Origin of the sequence: Paenibacillus chondroitinus NBRC 15376 (assembly GCF_004000765.1) — a bacterium.
Taxonomy (GTDB): domain Bacteria; phylum Bacillota; class Bacilli; order Paenibacillales; family NBRC-103111; genus Paenibacillus_E; species Paenibacillus_E chondroitinus.
On record NZ_BILW01000047.1, the window covers coordinates 20,469 to 41,145 of the forward strand.

Sequence of the window (20,677 nt, forward strand, 5' to 3'; positions counted from 1 at the left end):
CGCTCGCTTCTTTTTATTGAACAAAACCTCTACCCAAGCCATATTCGTGATAAGCGGCTGCGTGTAGAGGTCGGATGATTTTCTATAATTCAGTTTTGAGCACACGCATATTTTCTTCTGGAATCATGAACGTTTGTGCATATTCTTTTCTGGCCTCAAGCCCGCGGACTCTCATCAAATGCTTGTAGTATTCCAAGTACTTGAACGACTTGCTGCCGGTTACGAACCAATGCGTGGAAACGGCTTTGACCCATAGGTCGAAAGCATCCTGATCGTAATCAACATAGACGTACGGACGGTAGTCGACCGCGTCTTCCCAGTTCTCGGCATAATACAATCTCTGTGCAAAATGGGCTGGAAGCTCCCGTTCAAATGTCGGCAAGGCAGCAAAAAAACGGGCATCATTCACGATGCGGTGCGTGGTCATGTGATCCTTGTGCATGCTGTTTTTCCAATGCGTAATGATCACGTTAGGTCGAACTTGACGAATGACATCAGCTACACGGAAGCGCATCTCTTGGTTATCCTGCAGCTCGCCGTCAGGAATATCGTCGAAGACGAATGCTTCCCCGCCCAGCATTTCGGCAAATGTTTTCGCCTCTTTCACTTTCTGCACGCGATATTCCGACATATCTTGTCCTGCCGGAACACCGCGTTCGCCTGCTGTCAGCGCCAGCGTTGCGATGCGATCACCTTTCAGGAAGTGGCTTGCCAATACGCCTCCAGCTGTTAATTCGGCATCCCCAACATGGCCGCCGATCGCTAATATCGTTAACTTTTGCTCGCTCATTTACACAAACTCCCTTCTCATCACAGAAAATTGTTTGACGGTTGTAAAACCTGCCTTCTCATAAATGCGAATGGCCGGATTCGTACTACCTGTGTAAAGCGACATGTAGTCCGTACCAATTGAACGGAAAGCTTCGCACAGCTTAAAGAAAAGCAGGCTGCCCAGCCCATGGCCCTCATGCTCAGGAAGCACGCCGATGCCCGCAAAGTAGCCGCGTCCGTTGTCTTGACGAATGACCGGGCCTGCGAATCCGATGACTTTGCCTTTATATGCAGCAATGACCACTGGCACACCATCTGCCGTGCACTGCCCGATTTCCCTTTGCCACAAAAGATTGTTAAAGCCATTAAGCATTTCCTTAACGCCGTTATGCTTTTCCGTATCGAACAATTCCACCGTGTATCCTTCAGCTGACGCCTTAAGCTCCTTGGCTCTTACATCCTCCGGTATGGTGAAACCGTCCAGCTTCAAATACATCGCGCATTCTTTCGCACGTTCCACATACCCTGCTTCCAGCAAAAACGCATACAATTTACTTTCGATCGGCACGCCGGGCGCATTGTTATGCTCATGCTTCGGAGTCCCAGGTATATACCATGGCAGTAACATTGGATTAAAAAATAAGACCTCGCCTTGCTTTTTCCCCAATTGCTGAAAACGATGCTCTAATGCGTCTAACATGCCTTGATAGTTCTGATCTGTCTGGAACCCCTCGGCCAAAACGATGCAGGTGATGTATCCAGCCACTTCCCCAAGCGGCAGATCATCCCCTGTGCAGCCACAGGCGAAGCCTTTGACCTCATTTTGATCCAGTAACACAAAGGTATTATCACGATCAAAATAAGGATTGGCCGTGAAAATCCGCTCAAAAGTTTCTTCCGTCAGTTCCTTATAGCCATCCTTCACGGCTTCTTCATTCCACAAATCAATAACGGCTTGACGATATTGTTGATCCCAAGTCACAATCATGCTGAAGTGAACCCTCCCCCACGCTCGGCTTGTATTAGCCTTTTACCGCTCCAACCGTTACACCTTCCAAGAAGTACTTTTGCAAGCTGAAGAAAAGAATAAACATCGGTAGTGCTGAGATCGTAGCCCCTGCCATCATCGGCGCGATAAACGTCGTATTGGCGAAGCGGAAGTTTTTGAGTCCCAATTGAATCGTCTGCATATCCATCGTATTGGTGACCAGAAGCGGCCAGAAGAACGTGTTCCAGCTATCCATGAACGTTAGAATCGCCATAACGGCAAGAACGGTTTTGGACAAAGGCAGAATGATTCTCCAATAGATGGTGAACTGGCTGCACCCTTCGATTTTGGCACTTTCCATAATCTCGTTCGGGATGCTGCCCATAAACTGTTTAGCAAGAAAAATATTATAGACCGTAACGATACCCGGCATAATTAATGCGCTGTACGTGTTTTGCAAATTGAACACATTCACAACAAGAATATACAAAGGAACTTGCGTAACTTGGTAAGGAATCATCATGGAGACAAGCAATACCGCAAACAGCACGCCTCTCCCTTTAAAACGAAGTTTGGAGAACGCATATCCAGCCATACTGGCGAAAATTACATTGGATACCATGACTGTCGTAGCTACGATCAGGGAGTTCAGAATCCACCGATACGAATACTCGCTATAATCAAAGAAATATTTGAAGGAAGCGAATGTGAACTTGCTTGGTAAAATGGAGTAGTTCACCGCTCCTGCCTCAACCGGATCTGCAAAGGATGAAATAACCATGAAATAGATTGGAAATATCGTCGCCAAAGCAAAAAGGAGAAGGGCGATAAAAATGATTGAATTACGAATGGTTTTTACTCTAGGTTTGCCTGCATGACTGCTGTATAAAGCCATTATTTATCCATCCCCTCTCTTAATAGTCGACATCTTTTCCTGCGAATTTGAACTGAATAACGGAAATCCCTGCGATAATAACAGCCAGAATCAGCGATTGTGCCGCGGCTTTACCGAATTCAAAATAAGTAAAGGCATTGTTGAAAATCAGTAGGCCCACCATCGTCGTCGCATTGTTCGGGCCACCGCCGGTCATCAGGTAAGCGTTCTGGAACACTTGGAAAGAACCGATAACCCCCGTTACCAGAAGGAATAACGTAGCTGGCTTCAAAGCTGGAACAACGATGTACCACAGCTTCTGGAAGAAGTTCGCGCCATCCATTTCCGCTGCTTCATAGAACGTATCATCAATACCAAGAAGTCCAGCCAGGTAGATGATAATGCTTGTGCCGTGACTGGATAGCCAAGACATCAGGACCAAAGAAAACATAGCTGTTTTACTTGACCCCAACCAGTTCTGATTGCTGAATCCGAAGAAATGAATCAGTTGATTGAGAATCCCGCCCTCAAGCGGATCGAAGATCCAAAGCCATACGACAGATAAAGCAACACCGGATGCTACGACAGGCAAATAATAAATACCTTTGAAGAATCCTTGTGTTTTCTTCCTCAGCGGAAGAATCAAGATCGCGATCACCATGGATAAGATCAGGTTAACCGGCACGGTCAGTACCGTATAGACGACCGTATTACGCATGGCTTGCCAGAACAAAGGATCTTTTAATGAAGAAGCATAATTGGCGAATCCAACATAAGTGGAACCAAGAGGTTTGTATTCCTGGAGACTGATGATAAATGCACTTACAACCGGGTATGCGGTGAACATCGCAAAAACAACCAAAGCGACGGCAATAAATGCATATCCCCAGACACCTTCTCCTTTGATTCCTCTTCTTTTTATCGGTTTAGCGATATTCGTTGCCATTTCCTCTAACCCCCAAACCCCGTTTCAGAAAACCCGGATTAAAATAGTTCGGATAGCCGTGTGAGTTGCATTCACGACTATCCGAAATGTACTTTTTTAAATTAGTCTTTAACTACGCCGTCTGCGCCAAATGCAGCAATTGCGGCAGTTTTCACAGCTTCGTACATCGCTTCAGGTGTAACTTCGCCTGCGATCAGACCTTGGAACTTAGGTACGATAACTTCTGTTTCCAATTTAATCGCTTTAGCGCCTAGTTCACTTGGGATATCGGAACGAGCAGGCGTTGCATTTTTAAGCATGTATTCAACAGCAGCCACGTTCTCAGGGCTTCTCTCAATTTTCATGCTTTCAGCCGCTTTTTTAGCGCTTTGCGTGATGTGTGCGGAGAACAAATCATTATTTGTTGTCGCCGCATTTTTACCGCTAGCTAGGAAGTAAGCCGCTTTTACAACGTTTGCTTTGTGCTCGGCAGTTGGTTCCTTTTTACCGCGGAACGTCATGTAACCGTCAACGACAGCAGCAGCGGATTGTTTAGCACCTTGGAAAGTCGGAGCCGGCAATACTACATAATCAACAGGGATGGAATCTTTTACTGCACTTGCATCATTTGCTTTTAGTTTTGCATTGTTTGCTTTTGCAGAGTTCTCAAACACGGCAAGACCTTTACCTGTGATCATCGTTTGACCTGTCAAGAACATGTTCCAACGTTTACCAGCATCTACGGAGCTAAGCTCTTTCGGCATGGATCCGTCATCAATCAACTGACGAAGGTCTTTCAGTAGACCCAAGTAATTTTTGCTAGTGTATGCATATTTCAAATCTTTATCAAATGCGTTCGGCATACCGGCATTTTTCGCCATAATACCCAAGTAGTCAACTGCAGCAACGCCTTTCACCGCAAACACAAAACCGTAACGCGTTTTGCCGTTTTCAGTAACTACGCCTTTTTTGATCGCTTGGCGGAATTCGTCATACGTCCAGCCGTTTGTCTGTACTTTTTTCCAATCGATTCCTGCTTTTTCTAGGAACTCTTTATTTCCGCCCAATGCGTGTACTTCCATGTACGCCGGGAAGCCGTAAAGACCTTTGCCATTTTTCATATAATCAAGTGGAGCTTTGTCATAATCATTAATCATTTCAGGAGTTGCTGTATCCGTGATGTCCATGAGCAAACCTTGCTGCACGTATTTCGGGATACCGTCAGAGCCTCCGAATGCAATATCCGGCGGGCTGCCCGCATTCACTTGTGTATCCAATTTCTGTTTCATATCTTCCCAGCTAGCCGGTTCGATTTTCAACGTCAGATTAGGATATAACGCTTTAAAATCTTTGGACATTTGTTCGAAAGTTTTTTGGTAGTTCGGTGAAACCGGCGGCAAAAGGGCTGTAATGGTATCTTTCGCTGTTGAAGCGCCAGCACTTGCAGCTGGAGCTGATGCAGCCGGTGAACTTGACTCTTTCGTGCCTGAAGCGCCACCACAAGCGGTTAAAGCCATTGTTAAAGCTACAACGGATGCTAATACGGGCATTTTTCTTTTCATGAAAAACAGACCTCCTAATAATTTCAGTTATTTACACAACTTGAACAAAGGTACGTATGGCTCTTTTCAAACTTCCTTCACTTTGCTGCAGGGCTTGTTCAGCGTCCGCGGCATTCATGCCTGTTTTGATCATCATGATGGCTAGTTTACAATTCATGGAAGCAGCTTCCAAATGGGCGATCGCAGTCGCATCGTCAACGCCTGATGCCGCCCGAATAATCCGTACGGAACGATCACGCAATTTGATATTACTTGCTTTCATGTCAACCATTAGGTTGTTATAAGTCTTCCCTAATTTGACCATCGTACAAGTCGTAAGCATATTCAGAACCAGCTTCTGTGCTGTCCCCGCTTTCAAACGGGTGGATCCCATAATGACTTCCGGCCCAACGACAGGCGCGATGCATACGTCACAGACAGGCGCTAATTTCGAGTTTTTGTTATTTACAACGCCGATTGTCGCAGCCCCAATTTCCTTCGCTTTTCTCAAAGCAGCAATGACGAATTGTGCGCTTCCACTAGCTGTAATCCCAATAACCACATCTTTGTCAGTCACTCCGCAACGCTCAATAAGTGCGACCCCTTCTTCTGCGTTATCCTCAAATCCTTCAACCGCAAATCTTAGGGCCACGTCGCCTCCAGCAATATGACCTTGCACCAGCATGGCATCTACACCAAAAGTAGGAGGACATTCAGAAGCGTCGAGCACACCGAGTCTGCCAGAAGATCCGGCCCCTACGTAGAACATTCTGCCACCATTTTTCAGCGCATGATGCAAAATGTCAACCGCTTTCATAATCTGCGGAATCTCCGCTCCTACGGCTGCGGGAACTGTCGCATCCTGCTCATTCATCAAATGCAGCATTTGTTCTGTTGTACATTCGTCGATCATCAGTGTTTTCTCATTAATCTCTTCCGTAGTCAACCCCGACAGATACTCATCCATTGTCTCATCCTCCTATCCTGTTTCTTTAAGTTTCTAAATTCATACTAGCGAAAAATTTCACCACGGTCAATACTTTTTGAAATTTTATTTTATTTTACAAAAAAAATTTGAATTTTTATTTTGGAATACGACAAAAAAAAGACAACGATTTTATGATGCTTAGCCGTTGTCTTACTTATTCATTTGCGGTGTTTGATGCTAGCGATGATATCATGTGTTTTGGACAAATATTTCTTCACTTTTTTGTACTCTGCGCTGGCGACTCCAGCAAAAAGAATATCAATGACCGTTAGCATAGCAATACGCGAACCCATTGCCCCACTGCGGATTGTAACCTCAGGTGTCGAAATGCTGAGCACAATGTCCGCCTTTTCCGCTAACTCGCTTTTGTTATATTTGGTAATCGCGATGACGGTAGCGCCATTCTTTTTGACAATGTCCAGCGACTCAATAATTTCAATGGTACTGCCGGAGTTGGAAATAAAGATGGCTACATCTGATTTATCAAGAAGTGTGGCATTGGTGAGTTGGCTGTGTCCGTCTGTGTAGCTATGGCACATCTTGTTAATCCGCGAAAACTTCTGCTCCGCGTCAATGCACACCAATCCGGATGCGCCAATCCCGAAGAAAACAATGCGGCTGCTCTCGCGCAGCACCTTCACCGCGCGGGCGATTTCATTTTTATCAATCACACTTAAGGTATCTTCAATTGATTTGCTATTGTTACGGGAAATATTAGAGATAATGATCGAAAGATCGTCCCCAGGCTGAATATCGGTATACTGATCCTTCTGCTCGTCATCCATAGAGCCAATTGAAGCAGAGATGCTGACGATAAAATTACGGTAACCTTTGTAGCCCATCGTTTTGCAGAACCGCAGCACCGATGCGTCGCTCGTTTTCGTCAATTGTGCGAGACTCTTAATCGATAAGTGAGGAATCTCTTCCAAGTTCTCTAAGACATACTCGGCCACCAGTTTCTCTACAGGCGTAAGACTTTCTTTCATATCCCGAATTTTGATCAAAATGTTATCGTTAATTGCCATCGCTCTTCCCTACTCGCCATATATTATCTGAGCTAAAATTACTAATATCATACGAATATTTTTTTGAAAATACAAGATGATCTTCTCCTATCCTAACGGATTCCCAGTCGCCAATCAAGAAATTTTATTTCAGTGAATATTTACCGATGTAAAATTAAATTCCAGAGCAAATGATTGCTCCAAAGAAAAAAATAAAGGGCTATCCAGCAAGTCTAGTTAGACTTGCTGGATAGCCCTTTATTCCGTTTTGGCGGTTTCGCTTGGCCTGCTCACCACTGGTGACGGGACTCTAATAAATTAGCTGAAAAAACCACCGCTAATTTATTCAAATCTTCGTTTTCCAGGTGAATAACTGGAATTTTTCCAGTTATATCGCTGGTTCAACCCGAAAGATCGGAAATAACAGGACACTTTCCATCTATTTTAGCTACTTCAAGTGACACTCCACGTCTACCGCCATTTCACGCTCCGACTAAACTTGCTACTCCAAGTAATCAAATCTTTCCTTCCACAGCACATTAGCTAAACTTCATCTCCACCTGCCACCGATTCATGCAAATAAGGCCTGTTGGATAGCCCTTCTGATGAGATAGGGAACTGTGGTCCGCTATTTTGCTGAAAAGCGGGCATTTGGCTAGTTAGAGGGAACTACGGTCCATTATTCAGCCGATTTCAGCGGAACTGTGCTAATTCGCGGGTGAATAGTACCCTGTAGTTCCGCTTGGGACGGGGTCAGAGTCGATTGAGCTCAAATAGCGACCCGTAGTTCCTCTATCCGCGGCTCGGGTACTCCAAGTGACACTCCACGTCTACCGCCATTTCACGCTCTGACTAAACTAGCTACTCCAAGTAATCAGATCTTCCCTGCCACATATGCGCCCAAACTTACCCCGCCTCCGCAGCCGAAGCGGCAGCAGTAGCGGCGTTCGTCCTAGCCACCCGCATCGACGCCAACGCGTAGACGATAAGCGCCGCCCAGATCAGGGAGAAGCTGATAAACAGCACCGGCGAAAACTTCTCCTTAAATACGAAAATACTGAGCAGCAGCGTAATCGAGGGTCCGATGTATTGGATGAAACCCAGCATCGATAACGGAAGCCGCGCGGCTGCTTTGGCAAACCACAGCAAAGGCAAAGCCGTTACCGCGCCTGACAATAAAAGCAGCACAAACGAAACAGTAGGAAGCGACCAAGCCGATTCATGATGAGTGAAATGCAAGTAAACGATATAAGCGACAGCGATAGGAAAAACGAACGCGGTTTCCCCAGCCAGTCCAATCGATGCTTCGTAGGACACCTTCTTTTTCACCAGGCTGTAAACGCCGAACGAAGCCGCCAACGACAAGGATACCCACGGGAATCTGCCGTAGTCGATCGTAGCTACCAAAACGCCGGCTCCCGCCAAAGCGACAGCAATCCACTGGCTAAAGTTCGGCTTTTCCCGCAGAAACAGGACGGCGAGCATGACATTAAACAACGGGGTAATGTAATATCCGATACTCGTCTCAATGACATGGCCATTGTTAACAGCCCAGATGAAGATCAGCCAGTTGGACGAAATCAGAATCGAGCTTGCCGCGACCACGAGCAAAGTCTTGCGGTTTGTAAACATGTTTCGCAGCTGCGTCATCTTGCCTCGGCCTACGAATAGAAGCAGCCCCATAAAAACAAATGACCAAATGACACGGTGTGCCAAGATTTCCCCTGCCAACAGCGACTCAAACGATCTCCAATAAACAGGCAGCAAGCCCCATGCGATATAAGCTATAATGGCGTACCAGAGCCCTTTTTTCATAGTCAAACCTTCTTTCAATGTCTAGTTACAGAACCCTGTGAATGTAGTTGTTTCATCCGAGGGTCAATTTTGCATTGTCCTATTGTAACATAGAGTGTCACATCTGTCCGTACCTAGTTAAGTCCACTTTTTCACAAAAAAATAAACCCCCGATAGACGAGAGTTTCAAAAATGGATGCCCTATGATTTTATTACCCTTTAACAGAACCCGCAGCAATACCTTCCACGATGCGATTGCTGAGCAGCAGGAAAGCCAGCAGAATCGGTAAAATACTGATCATCAACGTAGCCCCGATAGCTCCCCAGTCCGTCGTATATTGACCGATGAAATTTTGCACACCGACGGTTAGCGTTTTATATTTCTCGGAGCTAATGAAGGTATTGACGAAAATAAACTCGTTCCAATTGTAGATCATATTGATAATAACAGCCGTGGAAAGCACCGAGACGGTCATCGGCAGCGTGATGCTGAAGAACATACGGTTCACCGAGCATCCATCCATGACGGCCGCTTCTTCCACCTCACGAGGCAGTGTGTAGTAGAATCCGAGCATGATCATAATCGTAATCGGCAGATTGAACGAGATGTACGACAGGATGATGGATAACGGGTGATTGGTTAGATGTGTTTTTGTGAAAAAACTGAACAGCGGAATCAACGTCGAGTGCACCGGGATCATCAATCCGACCATGAACAGGCCAAGCACGAAGGATTGGAGCTTCCACTTCATTCGCGTTAATGCAAAGGTGACCAAGCTGGCCAACAATACCGTAACCGCTACAGAAACCACAGTCATCCAGACACTGTTGAAAAAGTAATTATTGATATGGCCCTGCGTCCACACCTTCTCATAATTTTCCCAGCGCAGCCGTTCCGGAAAAGCCATTGGCGCCAGATTAAAAATTTCTTCGTTATTTTTTAACGAAAACAGCATAAGCCACAACAAAGGAACGACCTGAATCACAGCAACGATGGTCAAAATAGCATACAGCACGCCATATCCAATCCGTCCCGGCAGCTTGCTCCGCATGATTTGAGGCTGCGCTTGACGCTCAATCATTTCGATATTCATCTTAATCAAGCTCCTTTCGTTACGAGTACTGGATGTTATCCTTGGATGCCGTTGCTTTGCGAATTAACCATGTCACAACGAGACAAATGATCAACAGGAAAAAGCCAATAGCGCTGGCGTAGCCGAAATCGTAGCCTTTGAAAGCCTTGCGGTACATGTAGGAAGCCATAACTTCGCTGGCACCATTCGGTCCACCGCCTGTCATCACATAGATCAGGTCAAAATATTTCAGCGACCCTACAACCGCAAGAACTACGGTCACTTTCATGACTTCGGCGATCAGAGGAATACGAATGGATAGGGCAATTCGCCATGGGCTGGCGCCATCGATGCGCGCTGATTCAATCAGCGAGCTGGGTACATTTTTCAAAGCGGCATAGTAAATCAGAATATAGAATCCCGCGTACTGCCACAGGATCGGAATAAAAATCGCATAGAGAACAATCGATGGATTCGAGAGCCATTCAGGTGTATGCTGGACCCCCAGCGACGTCAGGATATGATTGAGCATTCCGTTCGTCGGGTGGAAAATTTTCAGCCATAGTTGGGCAATTGCTACTGACGACAGCAGCATCGGAATTAAGTATACTTTGCGAAACAGATTGGCTCCACGAAGATTGGCTGATAGCACGAGCGCTACCAGCAAGTAGACGAGCAAGCTCAACGCTGAAAAAATAGCAAGCAGAAAAGAATGCTTCGCACTGCTCCAGAACAGCTCGTCACGAAGCAGCTCCATGTAATTTTGCAAGCCGATAAAACTCATTTTACCTACGCCGTCCCACTTCATTAATCCGTAATAGCCCGTCATGACGATTGGCATGTAGATCAGGGCCACAACCAGAAGTAACGAGGGAATGACGTACAAAGCGATCATGGATTTATTGGACATGACTTTATCCATAACGGACACTTCCCTTCCTTACCGATAAAGGAAAAGGACATACCGCGTGTCGGGATATGTCCTTCCCACTCGATTCATGTGGTTACTTGCTTTCTTTGGCCAAGGCTTCTTCATGCTTTTTCGCAAACTCTTCCGGCGTGACCGCTTTGCCGAACAACGCTTGAATCATGTTCAAGTGAACTTCTGCGGAAGCCGGTTTCATCTGTACGTCAGCGAACAACGTGATGTTGCTTGCTTTATTAAGTTCATTTAATAAGTCAATGTACATTTGCGGCAGCTTCACCTTAGAGGTATCTACTTTCGTCGCCGGGATCACACCCGCTTCGGAAATCGCGTGCTCGCCCCACTTCTGAACGAAGAAGGAAACAAATTTCTTGGATTCTTCTTTAACCTTCGAATTGTTGGCAACGAACAAGCCTACGCCCGGTCCGCCAACCCAGCTGTCCAAGTTCCCTTTGCCGCCATCGACGGTCGGGAATTTAAAGAAGCCGATTTGATCCTTGAATGCTTGTGGAACATCCTTATTCGTTGTGTAATTCGGCAGTTCCCATGTTCCCATCATGTACATAGCCGCTTTGCTGTTCATGAATTCCGCTTTGCCCTCATCGTTGGAAAGTCCGTTGAAGCCTTTGTTGAACCCGTTCATATCAACCAATTGGGTAATTTCGGAAGCTGCGCGAACCAGGCCAGGATCGTTGAATGAACCGGTGCGGTCAATGGCTTTCTTCAATGTTTCCGGTCCGCCGATGCGGTCGGCCAGATACATGTACCATAGGGAGCCGGTCCAGCGGTCCTTGTTCCCCAGCGCGATTGGAGCAACGCCATTGGAGCTAAGCGTTTTAACCACATTTTTAAATTCATCATAGGTTTTCGGCACTTGCAGGTTGTATTTCGCGAAAATTGCTTTATTGTAGTACACCGGCACGATGTTCAGTTCCACGGGCAGCCCGTAGGTTTTGCCGCCAAAAGCATAGGCGTTCGTCGTTCCGTTAACGAATTTATCTTTCAAATCTCCCTGCAGCAGGTCGTCTAGCGGAGCGAACATGTCACCTTTTACATAAGGATCCATGTAGCCTGCAGCCCATGTGAAGCCTACGTCCGGCAAAGCGTTGGAAGTGGAAAGCACCTTCATTTTATTTTTATATTGCTCATTCTCAAGCACTTCTTGTTCAATGGTCACATTCGGATTTGCCGTTTGATACTCTTTAATGATATCGTTTACAATTTTGTTTTGCGTTGCGGAGTTACCGGTCGGCCAGAGGTGCATCATTTTGATCGTTACTTTCTTAGCGGGTTGCGCGCTCTCTCCGGCTGCCTTGGCTGTTTCTTTGGCAGGCTGCGGAGTGCTGGCACTCTCTGTCGTAGAACTGGAGCACCCGGATAGAACCAAACCGAGACTAAGCATCGTCGTCATCGTCCATGTAAGCGTTTTTCTTGCCATGCGTTGTTTCCCCCTTAAACTATGTTTGCTACGAATATTATTGTAGCGCTTTCATTGCGACGGCAGGGAGTAACGGCTATCGGGAAATATACCACTATTTTTGGGTTTCTAATTTTGGTTTTCCATGTTTTCTTCGCTCTCATTCGCCTGCTTGCGGTATTGATTCGGACTGATGCCTTCATAATCTTTGAACAGTTTAATAAAATATTTCGATGTCTGGTACCCAATCTGCTCGGAAATGTCCGCAATCGTCAGCCTGGTTTGCAAAAGCAGCTCCTTCGCTTTCTGAATCCGGCTCCTCGTGACATATTCACTGAAAGTGAAACCTGTCTGCTCCTTAAAAAGAGCGCTAAAATAGCTCGGATTCAAATGGATATGCCCTGCCACCTCGCTCATGCCCAAAGGTTCCTGGAGATGCTCCTCTACATAGAGCACGGCTTGCCTGACAGGAGGGCTATAATTCATGGAGACGGTTTTGGCCTGCATGAGCCGGGAATCCACCATTTTCTCCATCGTTTCCACGCGCCCGCGTTCTTCTTCAATTTGCAGCGCCTGCTCGACAGCTTCGAGGAGCTTGCTCTTTTTGATCGGCTTTAACAAATAGTTTACGACCCCTAGCTGAATCGCAGTTTGAGCATATTGGAAATCGGGATGTCCCGAGATGACGATAACGACAGGCTTATGCCCTGTATTGCGCGAATCCTCTACCACTTGCAGTCCGCTGATCTCCGGCATGCGAATATCGGTGATAAGCAGATGCACCGGGCGGGTATTCAGCACTTCCAGCGCTTCAGTTCCGTTGCTGCTGCTTAAGATGTGATAGCGGCCAATCGACCAGGCTTCGAGCGTTTTGCGGATGCCTTCTCTCGTTAACGGCTCATCATCAACGATCAGTATGGTTTTGCTGGGTGGAATCATCGTTATCCTCCTTATGAATCGGAATGTCGAAGCTGACGCTTGTCCCTTGGCGCGGAATACTGTGGATGGTTAAACCTCTGCTGCCATCCGCCAGTGCTGGGTAATATAACTGAATGCGGCGCTGGACATTGGAAATCGCCATGCCCTTTCCTTTGCCCGACGGTGCACCGCCGCGTTCCATCGCATCCTTAACGGCTTGGAGCTTCTGCTCGCTCATACCCGGTCCGTCATCGCTGACCGTGATCCGCAGCTCCGCAGCTTCCAAGGGTGATGGCTCTACACGGATCGTGATGAGGCCAGGATCTGTTTTTCCTTCTAAACCGTGTAGGATCGCATTTTCCACGAGAGGCTGAATCAACAATTTGGGGATGAGGACATGATTGTACGCATCGTCAATATTGATTTCCCAGACCAGGCGAGAGCCGAACCTCACACCCATAATGCTCAAATACCGTTTAATGTGCTCCAATTCCTCCCCCATCGACACCCATTCATCCTTATTGGGGCTGCCGATGACATAGCGGAACAAATCGGACATCGCGACAACAAGATCGGCGAGTTCCTCCTCATCTTTATCCTGCAAAGACCAGTACAAAGCTTCCAGCGTATTGTATAAAAAGTGCGGATCTATCTGCGCTTGAAGCGCTTGCAGTTCCGTCCGGCTTTGGATGACCTCTTTTTCATAAACCAGTTTAATGAGTCCGTTGATATTGTCAACCATTTGGTTATAGGTCATATTCAGATCGTTCAGCTCTGTTGTATACGTTTTCGTAAGGTTCGGCGTCAGCACGCCCTGTCGTGTATTTCTCATAGCCCTCATTAGCCTTAGAATGGGCCGAGTAATCATCATCGAGAGCAAAAATGAGAGAATAATGAACAACACCGACCCAATCGCCCCTGATACGATAATGGCCCAGCGCAGTACAGAGATCCCATCGGTAATATCGCTGACCGGATACAAAATCATAAGCGTCCATCCTGTTTGTTCCGATGGCTGCTTCACCAAAATGTAGCGTTTCTGTTTGATCGTTACCGTCTGAGAGGAGGTCTGCATTAATTCGCCCACACCGTCCGTGACTTCGCCATCCGGTATGATCGGTGTTCCTGAGCTGTCTGCAAGCACCAGCAATTCCTGGTGGCTGCCTGTATCCGTTAACTGTTTCTGAAAATCAAAATAACTGCTGTTAATTCGGACAAGCAAATAACCGCCATTCGAGAACCAACGGTCAATTAAGTTGATCCGTCGAATCGCTAGAACCGTGCCGGGTTCCTTTGGATCATTCCCGATCCAGACCAGTTTTCCTTTTTCCTTGTCTGCCTGCTCGATCCAGTTGCTGTCCACTCGATCGGACATTTTCTGATCGTCCAATGGGAACAAACGTACAAATCCCGTGGTGTACAGCTCCACATTGCTTACACCGCTATATGCTTGTATATGATTGGCGATCTTCGACAACGCCTGCCGCTCGCTAAAGGTCACCTCTTTACCTTGCACATTGGAAAGAAATAGCTGCTGTAGATAGGCGTCATTGACGGCCTGCAGCGTTAACGTGTCAATTTGCGTGAGAAACGCTTCAAGTCTGCCGTTCGCTTGCGAGGCGATTTGCTTCATCTGCGTTTCCGCTTTCGTGTTCAGGAGGGTGGACACCGAGTTGAACGTAATGGCTCCAGCGCAAATTAACACGATGATCATAACGAAAACGAAGCCGGCCAGCATTTGATTGCGCAGTGTATTCCAATTAGCCACCTTCTGCCACATGTGGGGTTCCCCTTTTCCGTCTGGATTCGTGCACATGTTTCTCGCCAAATCATACTACAGACGTGTGAAATTGCCTACCAGCTTTCTCAGATTAAAATTGGCGACCTGGTCTGAGTGCTCGTTCGACTGCCACAACTGCTTGCCTTGCGCCACGACCTACTGTGGGTGTGCGTGCTGCATTGGATGAAATCCAATAAAGGGGCTTCATGAGAAGCCAAATGTGTGATTTCATTGGACAGAATCCACTCACTTCTGGTCAAATCTGCGTATTTGAGGCAATAGGTTGCTCCCCCGTTGGATTTACTCCAATGAAGTGTGCAATTTCACTGCCAAAATAGGCTTGTCATTGGATTTTTTCCAATGGCGGTTTCCAATAATGGCCGCTGCTTCTCTATATTGCACTTTGTGCAACGATATGGCCTCGGTTCGGCCGTTATCGGCTTCTACGTTGTACGAAGTGCAACGTAAAATCAGAATAGCGCGGTTTTCACGCTATTTTGGCTGAATTCATTGTACTCTGTACAATGAAAAGTGGGGTGTTGGGGTTTAAAGCTGTTCTATGTTGTAGAAAGTACAACATAGAACAGGGGGCGAGGGGTATTGCCCGAGGCGGGCAGGCTGAGCGGAGGGGTTGCTTGGTGCGAGGCGGGCAGGCTGAGCAGATGGGTTACTTTGTGCGAGGCAGTCATGCAGAGCGAATGGGTTACTTGGCGCGAGGCGGGCAGGCTGAGCGGATGGGTTGCTTGGTGCGAGGCGGGCAGGCTGAGCGGATGGGTTGCTTGGTGCGAGGCGGGCAGGCTGCACCTTCCAACAAAAAAGCAGGCCGCCAAAGGCGCCTGCTCCGCTCATCTACTCTTCATCCCGATAAAAAAAGTTGGGAAGCTTCACTTCATTGCTATAATGCTGGTGAAAAATATGCGTCGTCGCCGGGGAAAGCGGCGGGATCAGCCACGTCCAGTCACCTGTGACCTCACGGCTTGCCTTCTCCTCTTTTTCCTCGAACCGTTTAAACTGCCGCGCTGCGGTATGATGATCCACTATGGCGACGCCCTGCTGATGGAAAGAATGCAGCACAGCCACGTTCAACTCCACAAGCGCCCGATCCTTCCAGAGGGATGCGTCACGCCGAGTATCTAACCCCATCACTTCCGCTACACGCGGCAGCATGTTGTATCGCGCTTCGTCAGCGAAGTTACGAGCCCCGATTTCTGTGCCCATGTACCAACCATTGAAAGGAGCCGCCGAGTAATGGATGCCTCCGATCTCCAGGTACATGTTAGAAACAATTGGCACCGCGTACCATTGGAGACGCAAATCCGCCATGGCCGCGATATCCGGATGCGTGATAGCGACTTCCTTGACCAGTCGGCTCGGAATTTCATAGAATTTCGGCGTGTTGTTCCCCATCTGAAGGACGAGGGGCAGCACATCGAAAGGGGTCCCCGCTCCCTGCCACCCGAGAGATTGGCACATGGCCGTGATCTGCAAAGAAGCCGGATCGCCCACAATGCCGTCCTCCGTCTCATACCCTGCATATCGAATTAATTGAGCATTATGAATAAACGCCCCCGGAGCTGCCCCTGCCCCCTGCACAGGTGAAAATACCGTAATCATCGGGCGAATTTTCCCGTCATTCGTCGCCGTCTCAATATGCCGGAATAGAGCTTGCGCCATCTCATCTTCCGTTGCCGCATGACGGGCATCCTGCACGGTCAGCGTCTCCCAGAACAATCGCCCAATGCAGCGATTACTGTTGCGCCATGCCATTTTGGCACCATGCTCCAGCTCTTGAAGCGTGTGCTCATAGGTACCCTTATACCCGATGGAACGGGTAACTTCAGCAATGCGAGCTTCCATTTCGCTCTCGCTTTTGCCTAATTCAGCGTAACACTCTCTAATAAAAGGAACTGCCTTATCTAGCAGTTTATCCTGTACTTCCTGCACTTCTTTCATAGGTGTAACTCCATTCCGATTCATAGAAGCTCCCTTGGCCCTCAAGCCTCCAGGGCTCCTTATCTTTTACAATTGTGCGCTAAAATGCTCCGGTACATAGGCTATTTGAGAGCCGGCGATAATCGTCAACTCGCCCTGCTCCTCTGAATAATGAACAGCGTCATCGCCAACATAGAACCATACTTTCCGTGTCGGCTGATTCTCAAACTCTTGAAAAATAAAAACATTAAGTTCATCTTTCCATTTTAAAAGCTCAGCAATACGCTCCTTATCGATCTTCACGGTAAAAATCCATTGTTCTTCTACTTGCTTATACGTATACTCAACCGGCTCCTTGCCTGTATCGATAAATGCCCGGCCGCCTACCGCATGTTTCACCAAAAATTGTTCCTTCATCTCCGCAGCCTCCTTGTTATGGCAGATCGATTAGCATGAAATGCGCATCTTCCGCAGCACGGAGCAGAAGCGTCGACTCCGCCTCCATCCGCGCACTGTCCATAGTTTCCAACTGAGCCTTATTGGCCTCTAATTTCCCACTAATGACCATAAGGAAAATACGCCGATTCTCGCCCTGATTGAAGACCAGCTCTTTACCAGCTTCCAGCTTGCTGAGATAGATGCTCATATCTTGGTAGATTTTCGCTTGGTGCTCGCCGCCTTCAGGTGTTACAACCGGCAGCAGGGCATTCGTCATGGCCTCCGGTACATAGGTCACATTCTCGAAGGACGGCTCCGTGCCCCGCTTCGCCGGCATAAACCAAAGCTGGAACAAGCTGAGCGGCTCCGAATCCGATGCATTATACTCGGCATGAATCACGCCGCTGCCCGCTGACATGCGCTGAACGCCGCCAACTGCCGTAATCGCCACATTTCCTAAACTATCCTCGTGCTTAATAGCTCCGCTGAGAACGACGCTGACAATTTCCATATCGCTGTGCGGATGAGGACCAAAACCGCGACCCGCGGCAATTTCATCATAATTGCAAACACGCATAACCCCGAAACTCGTATTATTTTCATCAAAATAATCACCAAACGAAAAGCTCTTATACCCCTTGAGCCAACCCAAATCCGAACTGTTGCGCGTATGTGCAGGAAAGACTTGAATCACAGCTATCGCCTCCTTTATGTAGTACTCTAAGCTTATCATATTGTAATCATCGACTTCCATGTCAGAACAGTGGCGGAACGGTTGCAAAATAGAGTCGAGCCCTCGTGGCGAACAATTGGGCTAACCCAAGGGAACTACAATCCGCTATTTCGGCTAAATCAGCCGATATCGCTGACCTAGTGGAACTACAGGGCCTTATTCGCGAGCAGCCACCTGCAAATCGGCTCAAACAAGCGAAATAGCGCCCCCTGGTTCCCTTTAACAGGCCAAGTGGGCGCCTCACCTCAAAATAGCGGCTCGTAGTTCCGCCTCTCTCCCGCCGCCACAAAAAAAGAGGAGCCCTCAGGCTCCTCCTCCTATTCCTCCAGCTGTATCCACTCCGCATACAGCTGATCCAGATCCCCCTGGGCGGCTTCGCGCTCTGCCCAGAGGCGGCTCAGCTCCTCAGGCGCCGGATTCTCCAGCGCCTGATCGAGCACGCCGAGCCGCGCCTCCGCTTCCGCGATGCCCCGCTCCAGCCGCTCGCGCGCGAACGCAGCCGAGCTGCGTGAACTCCCGCGAGGAACAGATGCCGCACGCGGCTCCGCTTTGGTCGCCGCTGCCGGTGACCCTCCTCTGGCGGACTTCGTCACCGGAGCGGCATTCGCCTTGCGCGCCTGCGCCGCGCGCAGCTGCGCGCTTTTCGCTTTGTAGGCATCAAAGCTGCCCAAATAAACGGTGATGCGCCCTTGATCCAGCTCCCAAATTTTCTGGGACAGCCGGTTGATGAAGTAACGGTCGTGCGTCACCGCAAGCACCGTGCCCGGAAACTCCTCAAGCGCTTCCTCTAGCGCCTCCCTTGAGGCGATGTCCATATGATTCGTCGGCTCATCCAAAATGAGCAGATTCGGCTTACGCAGCACGAGCAGCGCCAGCCGCAGCCGCGTCCATTCTCCGCCTGAGAGGGAGCTAACCGGCTTGAAAACATCTGCGCCATAGAACAGATATGCCGCTAGACGACTTCTAGCCTCCCCTTCTTCCAGCTTCGCTTCCTCGCAAAAATAAGCCAGCACCGTTTTCTTCTGGTCCTCCGGGTACTCCTGCTGCGCCAAGTAACCGATATCCACGCGCGCGCCGATTTGCAGGTCGCCGCCATCCGGCTGCACCTCGCCCAAAAGCATTTTCAACAGCGTCGTTTTCCCTGAACCGTTATGCCCCAGAAGCATCACTTTCTCGCCATACTCGAGCAAGCCGCTTGCCTTCCGCAGCAGCACTTTGTCCCCGTACTGCTTGCTTACGTCATCAAACACAATAACCCGCTTGCCCGAGCGATCATCCACCTTCAGCCCGAATTCAGCGGCCTTCGGATCAAGGACAGGGCGTTTCAGCTTCTCCATGCGGTCCAATGCTTTCTGCATCGATGCCGCTCTGCGGAAAAACTTATCGTTTCCTCCGATACGCCCCCACTCCATGAGCTGTTTGATCGTCTCTTTCATTTTCTTGATGACCTTCTGCTGCTCCTGATAATCCGCGAATTGCTGCAGCAGTCGGACTTCTTTCTCCTTCATGTAGCCTGTATAGGATGTCAGATAAGTCGAAGACTCACCGTCCTCCAACTCGACAATTTTGGTAACGACCCGATCCAAAAAGTAGCGGTCATGAGACACAATGAAACACGCGCCCTCATAATGGGTCAAGTACTCTTCCAGCCATTCTACGCCAAATAAATCGAGATGATTCGTCGGCTCATCGAGCAGCAGCACATCCGGCTTGCCGATCAGTTGGGAAGCGAGCGCTATCTTCGTCTTCTCCCCACCGGACAGCGAGGCGAAGCTTCGTTCATACACCTCGCGGGCAATGCGGAGTCCGGTTGCCACCTGGTCGATTCTGGCGTCCAGCTCATAGCCGCCTTCCCGCTCAAAACGCTCCTGCAGCTGCGCATACCGCCCGAGCAGCTGATCAAGCTGACCGTCCGCAGCAGACTCCGACATGCGCTGTTCCAGCTCCGTCATCGCGGCGCGGCACTCCAGCAGCTCCGCAAAACTGGCCGCGAGCACATCATACACGGTGCCGCTCTCCCATTCCGTCGGAATCTGGGCCAAGTAGCCGATTCGTGTATCTTTCCGCACCGTTAGCAGCCCTTCGTCCGGCTTTTCCATTTTGGAAATGAGGCGCAGCAAGGTCGATTTGCCGCTCCCATTTCGTCCGACCAATCCGATTCGTTCGCCTTCGTGAATCTCAAACGCAACGTCCGCCAGCACCAGTTGGGCGCCGTGGTATTTCTTTATATTTTGACCATTTATCATTAACATCGTGAAGGATCCTCCTTGGTTATGAAAGCCCCCCTCCTGAACATCCTGAACGCAGCAAAAAAGGCCGCAGGAAAATTCCTACGGCCTTCAGCGGATCATCCGATTGAGGTTAAGGTAGGTGTCTTTTCGTGAGTTGTGATGCCGTATGAGCAAATTTGGACAGACTTCTCCCGTTGCACGCAAATACATGAACGATGCCAGCCATCGCGATAGGTAACTGGCTCACACGGTTGTTCACAAACTCTCGATTCATCCTACCTTCACCTCCTTTTCTTCACTATGTACAAAATCATATCATAACCGTCGGTCAATTAGCAACCGCGT

At 48.5% G+C, this 20,677-nt stretch carries 18 protein-coding genes; all 18 read right to left on the reverse strand.

Features of this window, described 5'->3' with window-relative positions:
• Positions 1–82 precede the first annotated feature (82 nt).
• Entirely contained in the window at positions 83–790 is a 708-nt protein-coding gene (locus tag PCH02S_RS30485; protein WP_127457865.1) for a PIG-L deacetylase family protein, read from the reverse strand.
• Complete coding sequence (locus PCH02S_RS30490; protein ID WP_127457866.1) at positions 791–1,759, reverse strand: GNAT family N-acetyltransferase; 969 nt, start codon at positions 1,757–1,759, stop codon at positions 791–793.
• Between the two features lie 34 nt (positions 1,760–1,793).
• Entirely contained in the window at positions 1,794–2,654 is an 861-nt protein-coding gene (locus PCH02S_RS30495; RefSeq protein ID WP_127457867.1) for a carbohydrate ABC transporter permease, read from the reverse strand.
• 19 nt (positions 2,655–2,673) lie between these two features.
• Positions 2,674–3,579: a carbohydrate ABC transporter permease gene (locus PCH02S_RS30500; RefSeq protein ID WP_127457868.1), complete on the reverse strand. Its 906-nt coding sequence runs from the start codon at positions 3,577–3,579 to the stop codon at positions 2,674–2,676.
• A 101-nt stretch (positions 3,580–3,680) separates the two neighbouring features.
• Complete coding sequence (locus PCH02S_RS30505; protein ID WP_127457869.1) at positions 3,681–5,120, reverse strand: ABC transporter substrate-binding protein; 1,440 nt, start codon at positions 5,118–5,120, stop codon at positions 3,681–3,683.
• Positions 5,121–5,151: 31 nt separating this feature from the next.
• The gene (murQ, locus tag PCH02S_RS30510; RefSeq protein WP_127457870.1) at positions 5,152–6,066 is read right to left on the reverse strand and encodes an N-acetylmuramic acid 6-phosphate etherase; all 915 of its coding nucleotides are present in this window, start codon (positions 6,064–6,066) and stop codon (positions 5,152–5,154) included.
• Positions 6,067–6,245: 179 nt separating this feature from the next.
• Positions 6,246–7,112, reverse strand: coding sequence for a MurR/RpiR family transcriptional regulator (locus PCH02S_RS30515; RefSeq protein ID WP_127457871.1), 867 nt, complete (start codon positions 7,110–7,112; stop codon positions 6,246–6,248).
• Positions 7,113–7,997: 885 nt separating this feature from the next.
• Positions 7,998–8,906, reverse strand: coding sequence for an EamA family transporter RarD (gene rarD, locus PCH02S_RS30520; RefSeq protein ID WP_127457872.1), 909 nt, complete (start codon positions 8,904–8,906; stop codon positions 7,998–8,000).
• A 191-nt stretch (positions 8,907–9,097) separates the two neighbouring features.
• On the reverse strand, positions 9,098–9,967 hold the full coding sequence (locus tag PCH02S_RS30525; RefSeq protein WP_246069314.1) for a carbohydrate ABC transporter permease: 870 nt from the start codon (positions 9,965–9,967) through the stop codon (positions 9,098–9,100).
• 31 nt (positions 9,968–9,998) lie between these two features.
• Positions 9,999–10,880: a carbohydrate ABC transporter permease gene (locus PCH02S_RS30530; RefSeq protein WP_127457874.1), complete on the reverse strand. Its 882-nt coding sequence runs from the start codon at positions 10,878–10,880 to the stop codon at positions 9,999–10,001.
• An 82-nt stretch (positions 10,881–10,962) separates the two neighbouring features.
• Positions 10,963–12,357 carry an extracellular solute-binding protein gene (locus PCH02S_RS30535; protein WP_407670145.1) on the reverse strand — a complete coding sequence of 465 codons (1,395 nt, stop codon included), beginning with the start codon at positions 12,355–12,357 and terminating at the stop codon, positions 10,963–10,965.
• A gap of 72 nt (positions 12,358–12,429) precedes the next feature.
• Positions 12,430–13,239, reverse strand: a complete 810-nt coding sequence (locus PCH02S_RS30540; RefSeq protein WP_127457876.1) for a response regulator transcription factor — start codon at positions 13,237–13,239, stop codon at positions 12,430–12,432.
• Positions 13,205–14,998, reverse strand: coding sequence for a sensor histidine kinase (locus PCH02S_RS30545; RefSeq protein ID WP_127457877.1), 1,794 nt, complete (start codon positions 14,996–14,998; stop codon positions 13,205–13,207). The genes PCH02S_RS30540 and PCH02S_RS30545 overlap by 35 nt, the downstream gene beginning before the upstream one ends.
• 849 nt (positions 14,999–15,847) lie before the next feature.
• On the reverse strand, positions 15,848–16,951 hold the full coding sequence (locus PCH02S_RS30550; RefSeq protein WP_127457878.1) for a nitric oxide synthase oxygenase: 1,104 nt from the start codon (positions 16,949–16,951) through the stop codon (positions 15,848–15,850).
• Between the two features lie 66 nt (positions 16,952–17,017).
• On the reverse strand, positions 17,018–17,347 hold the full coding sequence (locus PCH02S_RS30555; protein ID WP_127457879.1) for a hypothetical protein: 330 nt from the start codon (positions 17,345–17,347) through the stop codon (positions 17,018–17,020).
• Between the two features lie 16 nt (positions 17,348–17,363).
• Positions 17,364–18,062 (reverse strand): pirin family protein, encoded by a 699-nt coding sequence (locus PCH02S_RS30560; RefSeq protein WP_127457880.1) that lies wholly within the window; start codon positions 18,060–18,062, stop codon positions 17,364–17,366.
• 356 nt (positions 18,063–18,418) lie between these two features.
• A complete protein-coding gene (gene abc-f / locus PCH02S_RS30565; RefSeq protein ID WP_127457881.1) occupies positions 18,419–20,353 on the reverse strand; it encodes a ribosomal protection-like ABC-F family protein in 1,935 nt (644 codons plus the stop codon).
• A 109-nt stretch (positions 20,354–20,462) separates the two neighbouring features.
• Entirely contained in the window at positions 20,463–20,606 is a 144-nt protein-coding gene (locus PCH02S_RS35945; RefSeq protein ID WP_164819796.1) for a hypothetical protein, read from the reverse strand.
• Positions 20,607–20,677: the final 71 nt, after the last annotated feature.

Coding starts and splice junctions, on each gene's coding strand:
- PCH02S_RS30530 (WP_127457874.1), bottom strand. CDS start 10,880: ATGGATAAAGTCATGTCCAATAAATCCATGATCGCTTTGTACGTCATT.
- PCH02S_RS30540 (WP_127457876.1), bottom strand. CDS start 13,239: ATGATTCCACCCAGCAAAACCATACTGATCGTTGATGATGAGCCGTTA.
- PCH02S_RS30525 (WP_246069314.1), bottom strand. CDS start 9,967: ATGATTGAGCGTCAAGCGCAGCCTCAAATCATGCGGAGCAAGCTGCCG.
- PCH02S_RS30490 (WP_127457866.1), bottom strand. CDS start 1,759: ATGATTGTGACTTGGGATCAACAATATCGTCAAGCCGTTATTGATTTG.
- PCH02S_RS30495 (WP_127457867.1), bottom strand. CDS start 2,654: ATGGCTTTATACAGCAGTCATGCAGGCAAACCTAGAGTAAAAACCATT.
- PCH02S_RS30485 (WP_127457865.1), bottom strand. CDS start 790: ATGAGCGAGCAAAAGTTAACGATATTAGCGATCGGCGGCCATGTTGGG.
- PCH02S_RS30550 (WP_127457878.1), bottom strand. CDS start 16,951: ATGAAAGAAGTGCAGGAAGTACAGGATAAACTGCTAGATAAGGCAGTT.
- PCH02S_RS30500 (WP_127457868.1), bottom strand. CDS start 3,579: ATGGCAACGAATATCGCTAAACCGATAAAAAGAAGAGGAATCAAAGGA.
- PCH02S_RS30505 (WP_127457869.1), bottom strand. CDS start 5,120: ATGAAAAGAAAAATGCCCGTATTAGCATCCGTTGTAGCTTTAACAATG.
- PCH02S_RS30515 (WP_127457871.1), bottom strand. CDS start 7,112: ATGGCAATTAACGATAACATTTTGATCAAAATTCGGGATATGAAAGAA.
- abc-f (WP_127457881.1), bottom strand. CDS start 20,353: ATGTTAATGATAAATGGTCAAAATATAAAGAAATACCACGGCGCCCAA.
- PCH02S_RS35945 (WP_164819796.1), bottom strand. CDS start 20,606: ATGAATCGAGAGTTTGTGAACAACCGTGTGAGCCAGTTACCTATCGCG.
- PCH02S_RS30545 (WP_127457877.1), bottom strand. CDS start 14,998: ATGTGGCAGAAGGTGGCTAATTGGAATACACTGCGCAATCAAATGCTG.
- PCH02S_RS30555 (WP_127457879.1), bottom strand. CDS start 17,347: ATGAAGGAACAATTTTTGGTGAAACATGCGGTAGGCGGCCGGGCATTT.
- murQ (WP_127457870.1), bottom strand. CDS start 6,066: ATGGATGAGTATCTGTCGGGGTTGACTACGGAAGAGATTAATGAGAAA.
- rarD (WP_127457872.1), bottom strand. CDS start 8,906: ATGAAAAAAGGGCTCTGGTACGCCATTATAGCTTATATCGCATGGGGC.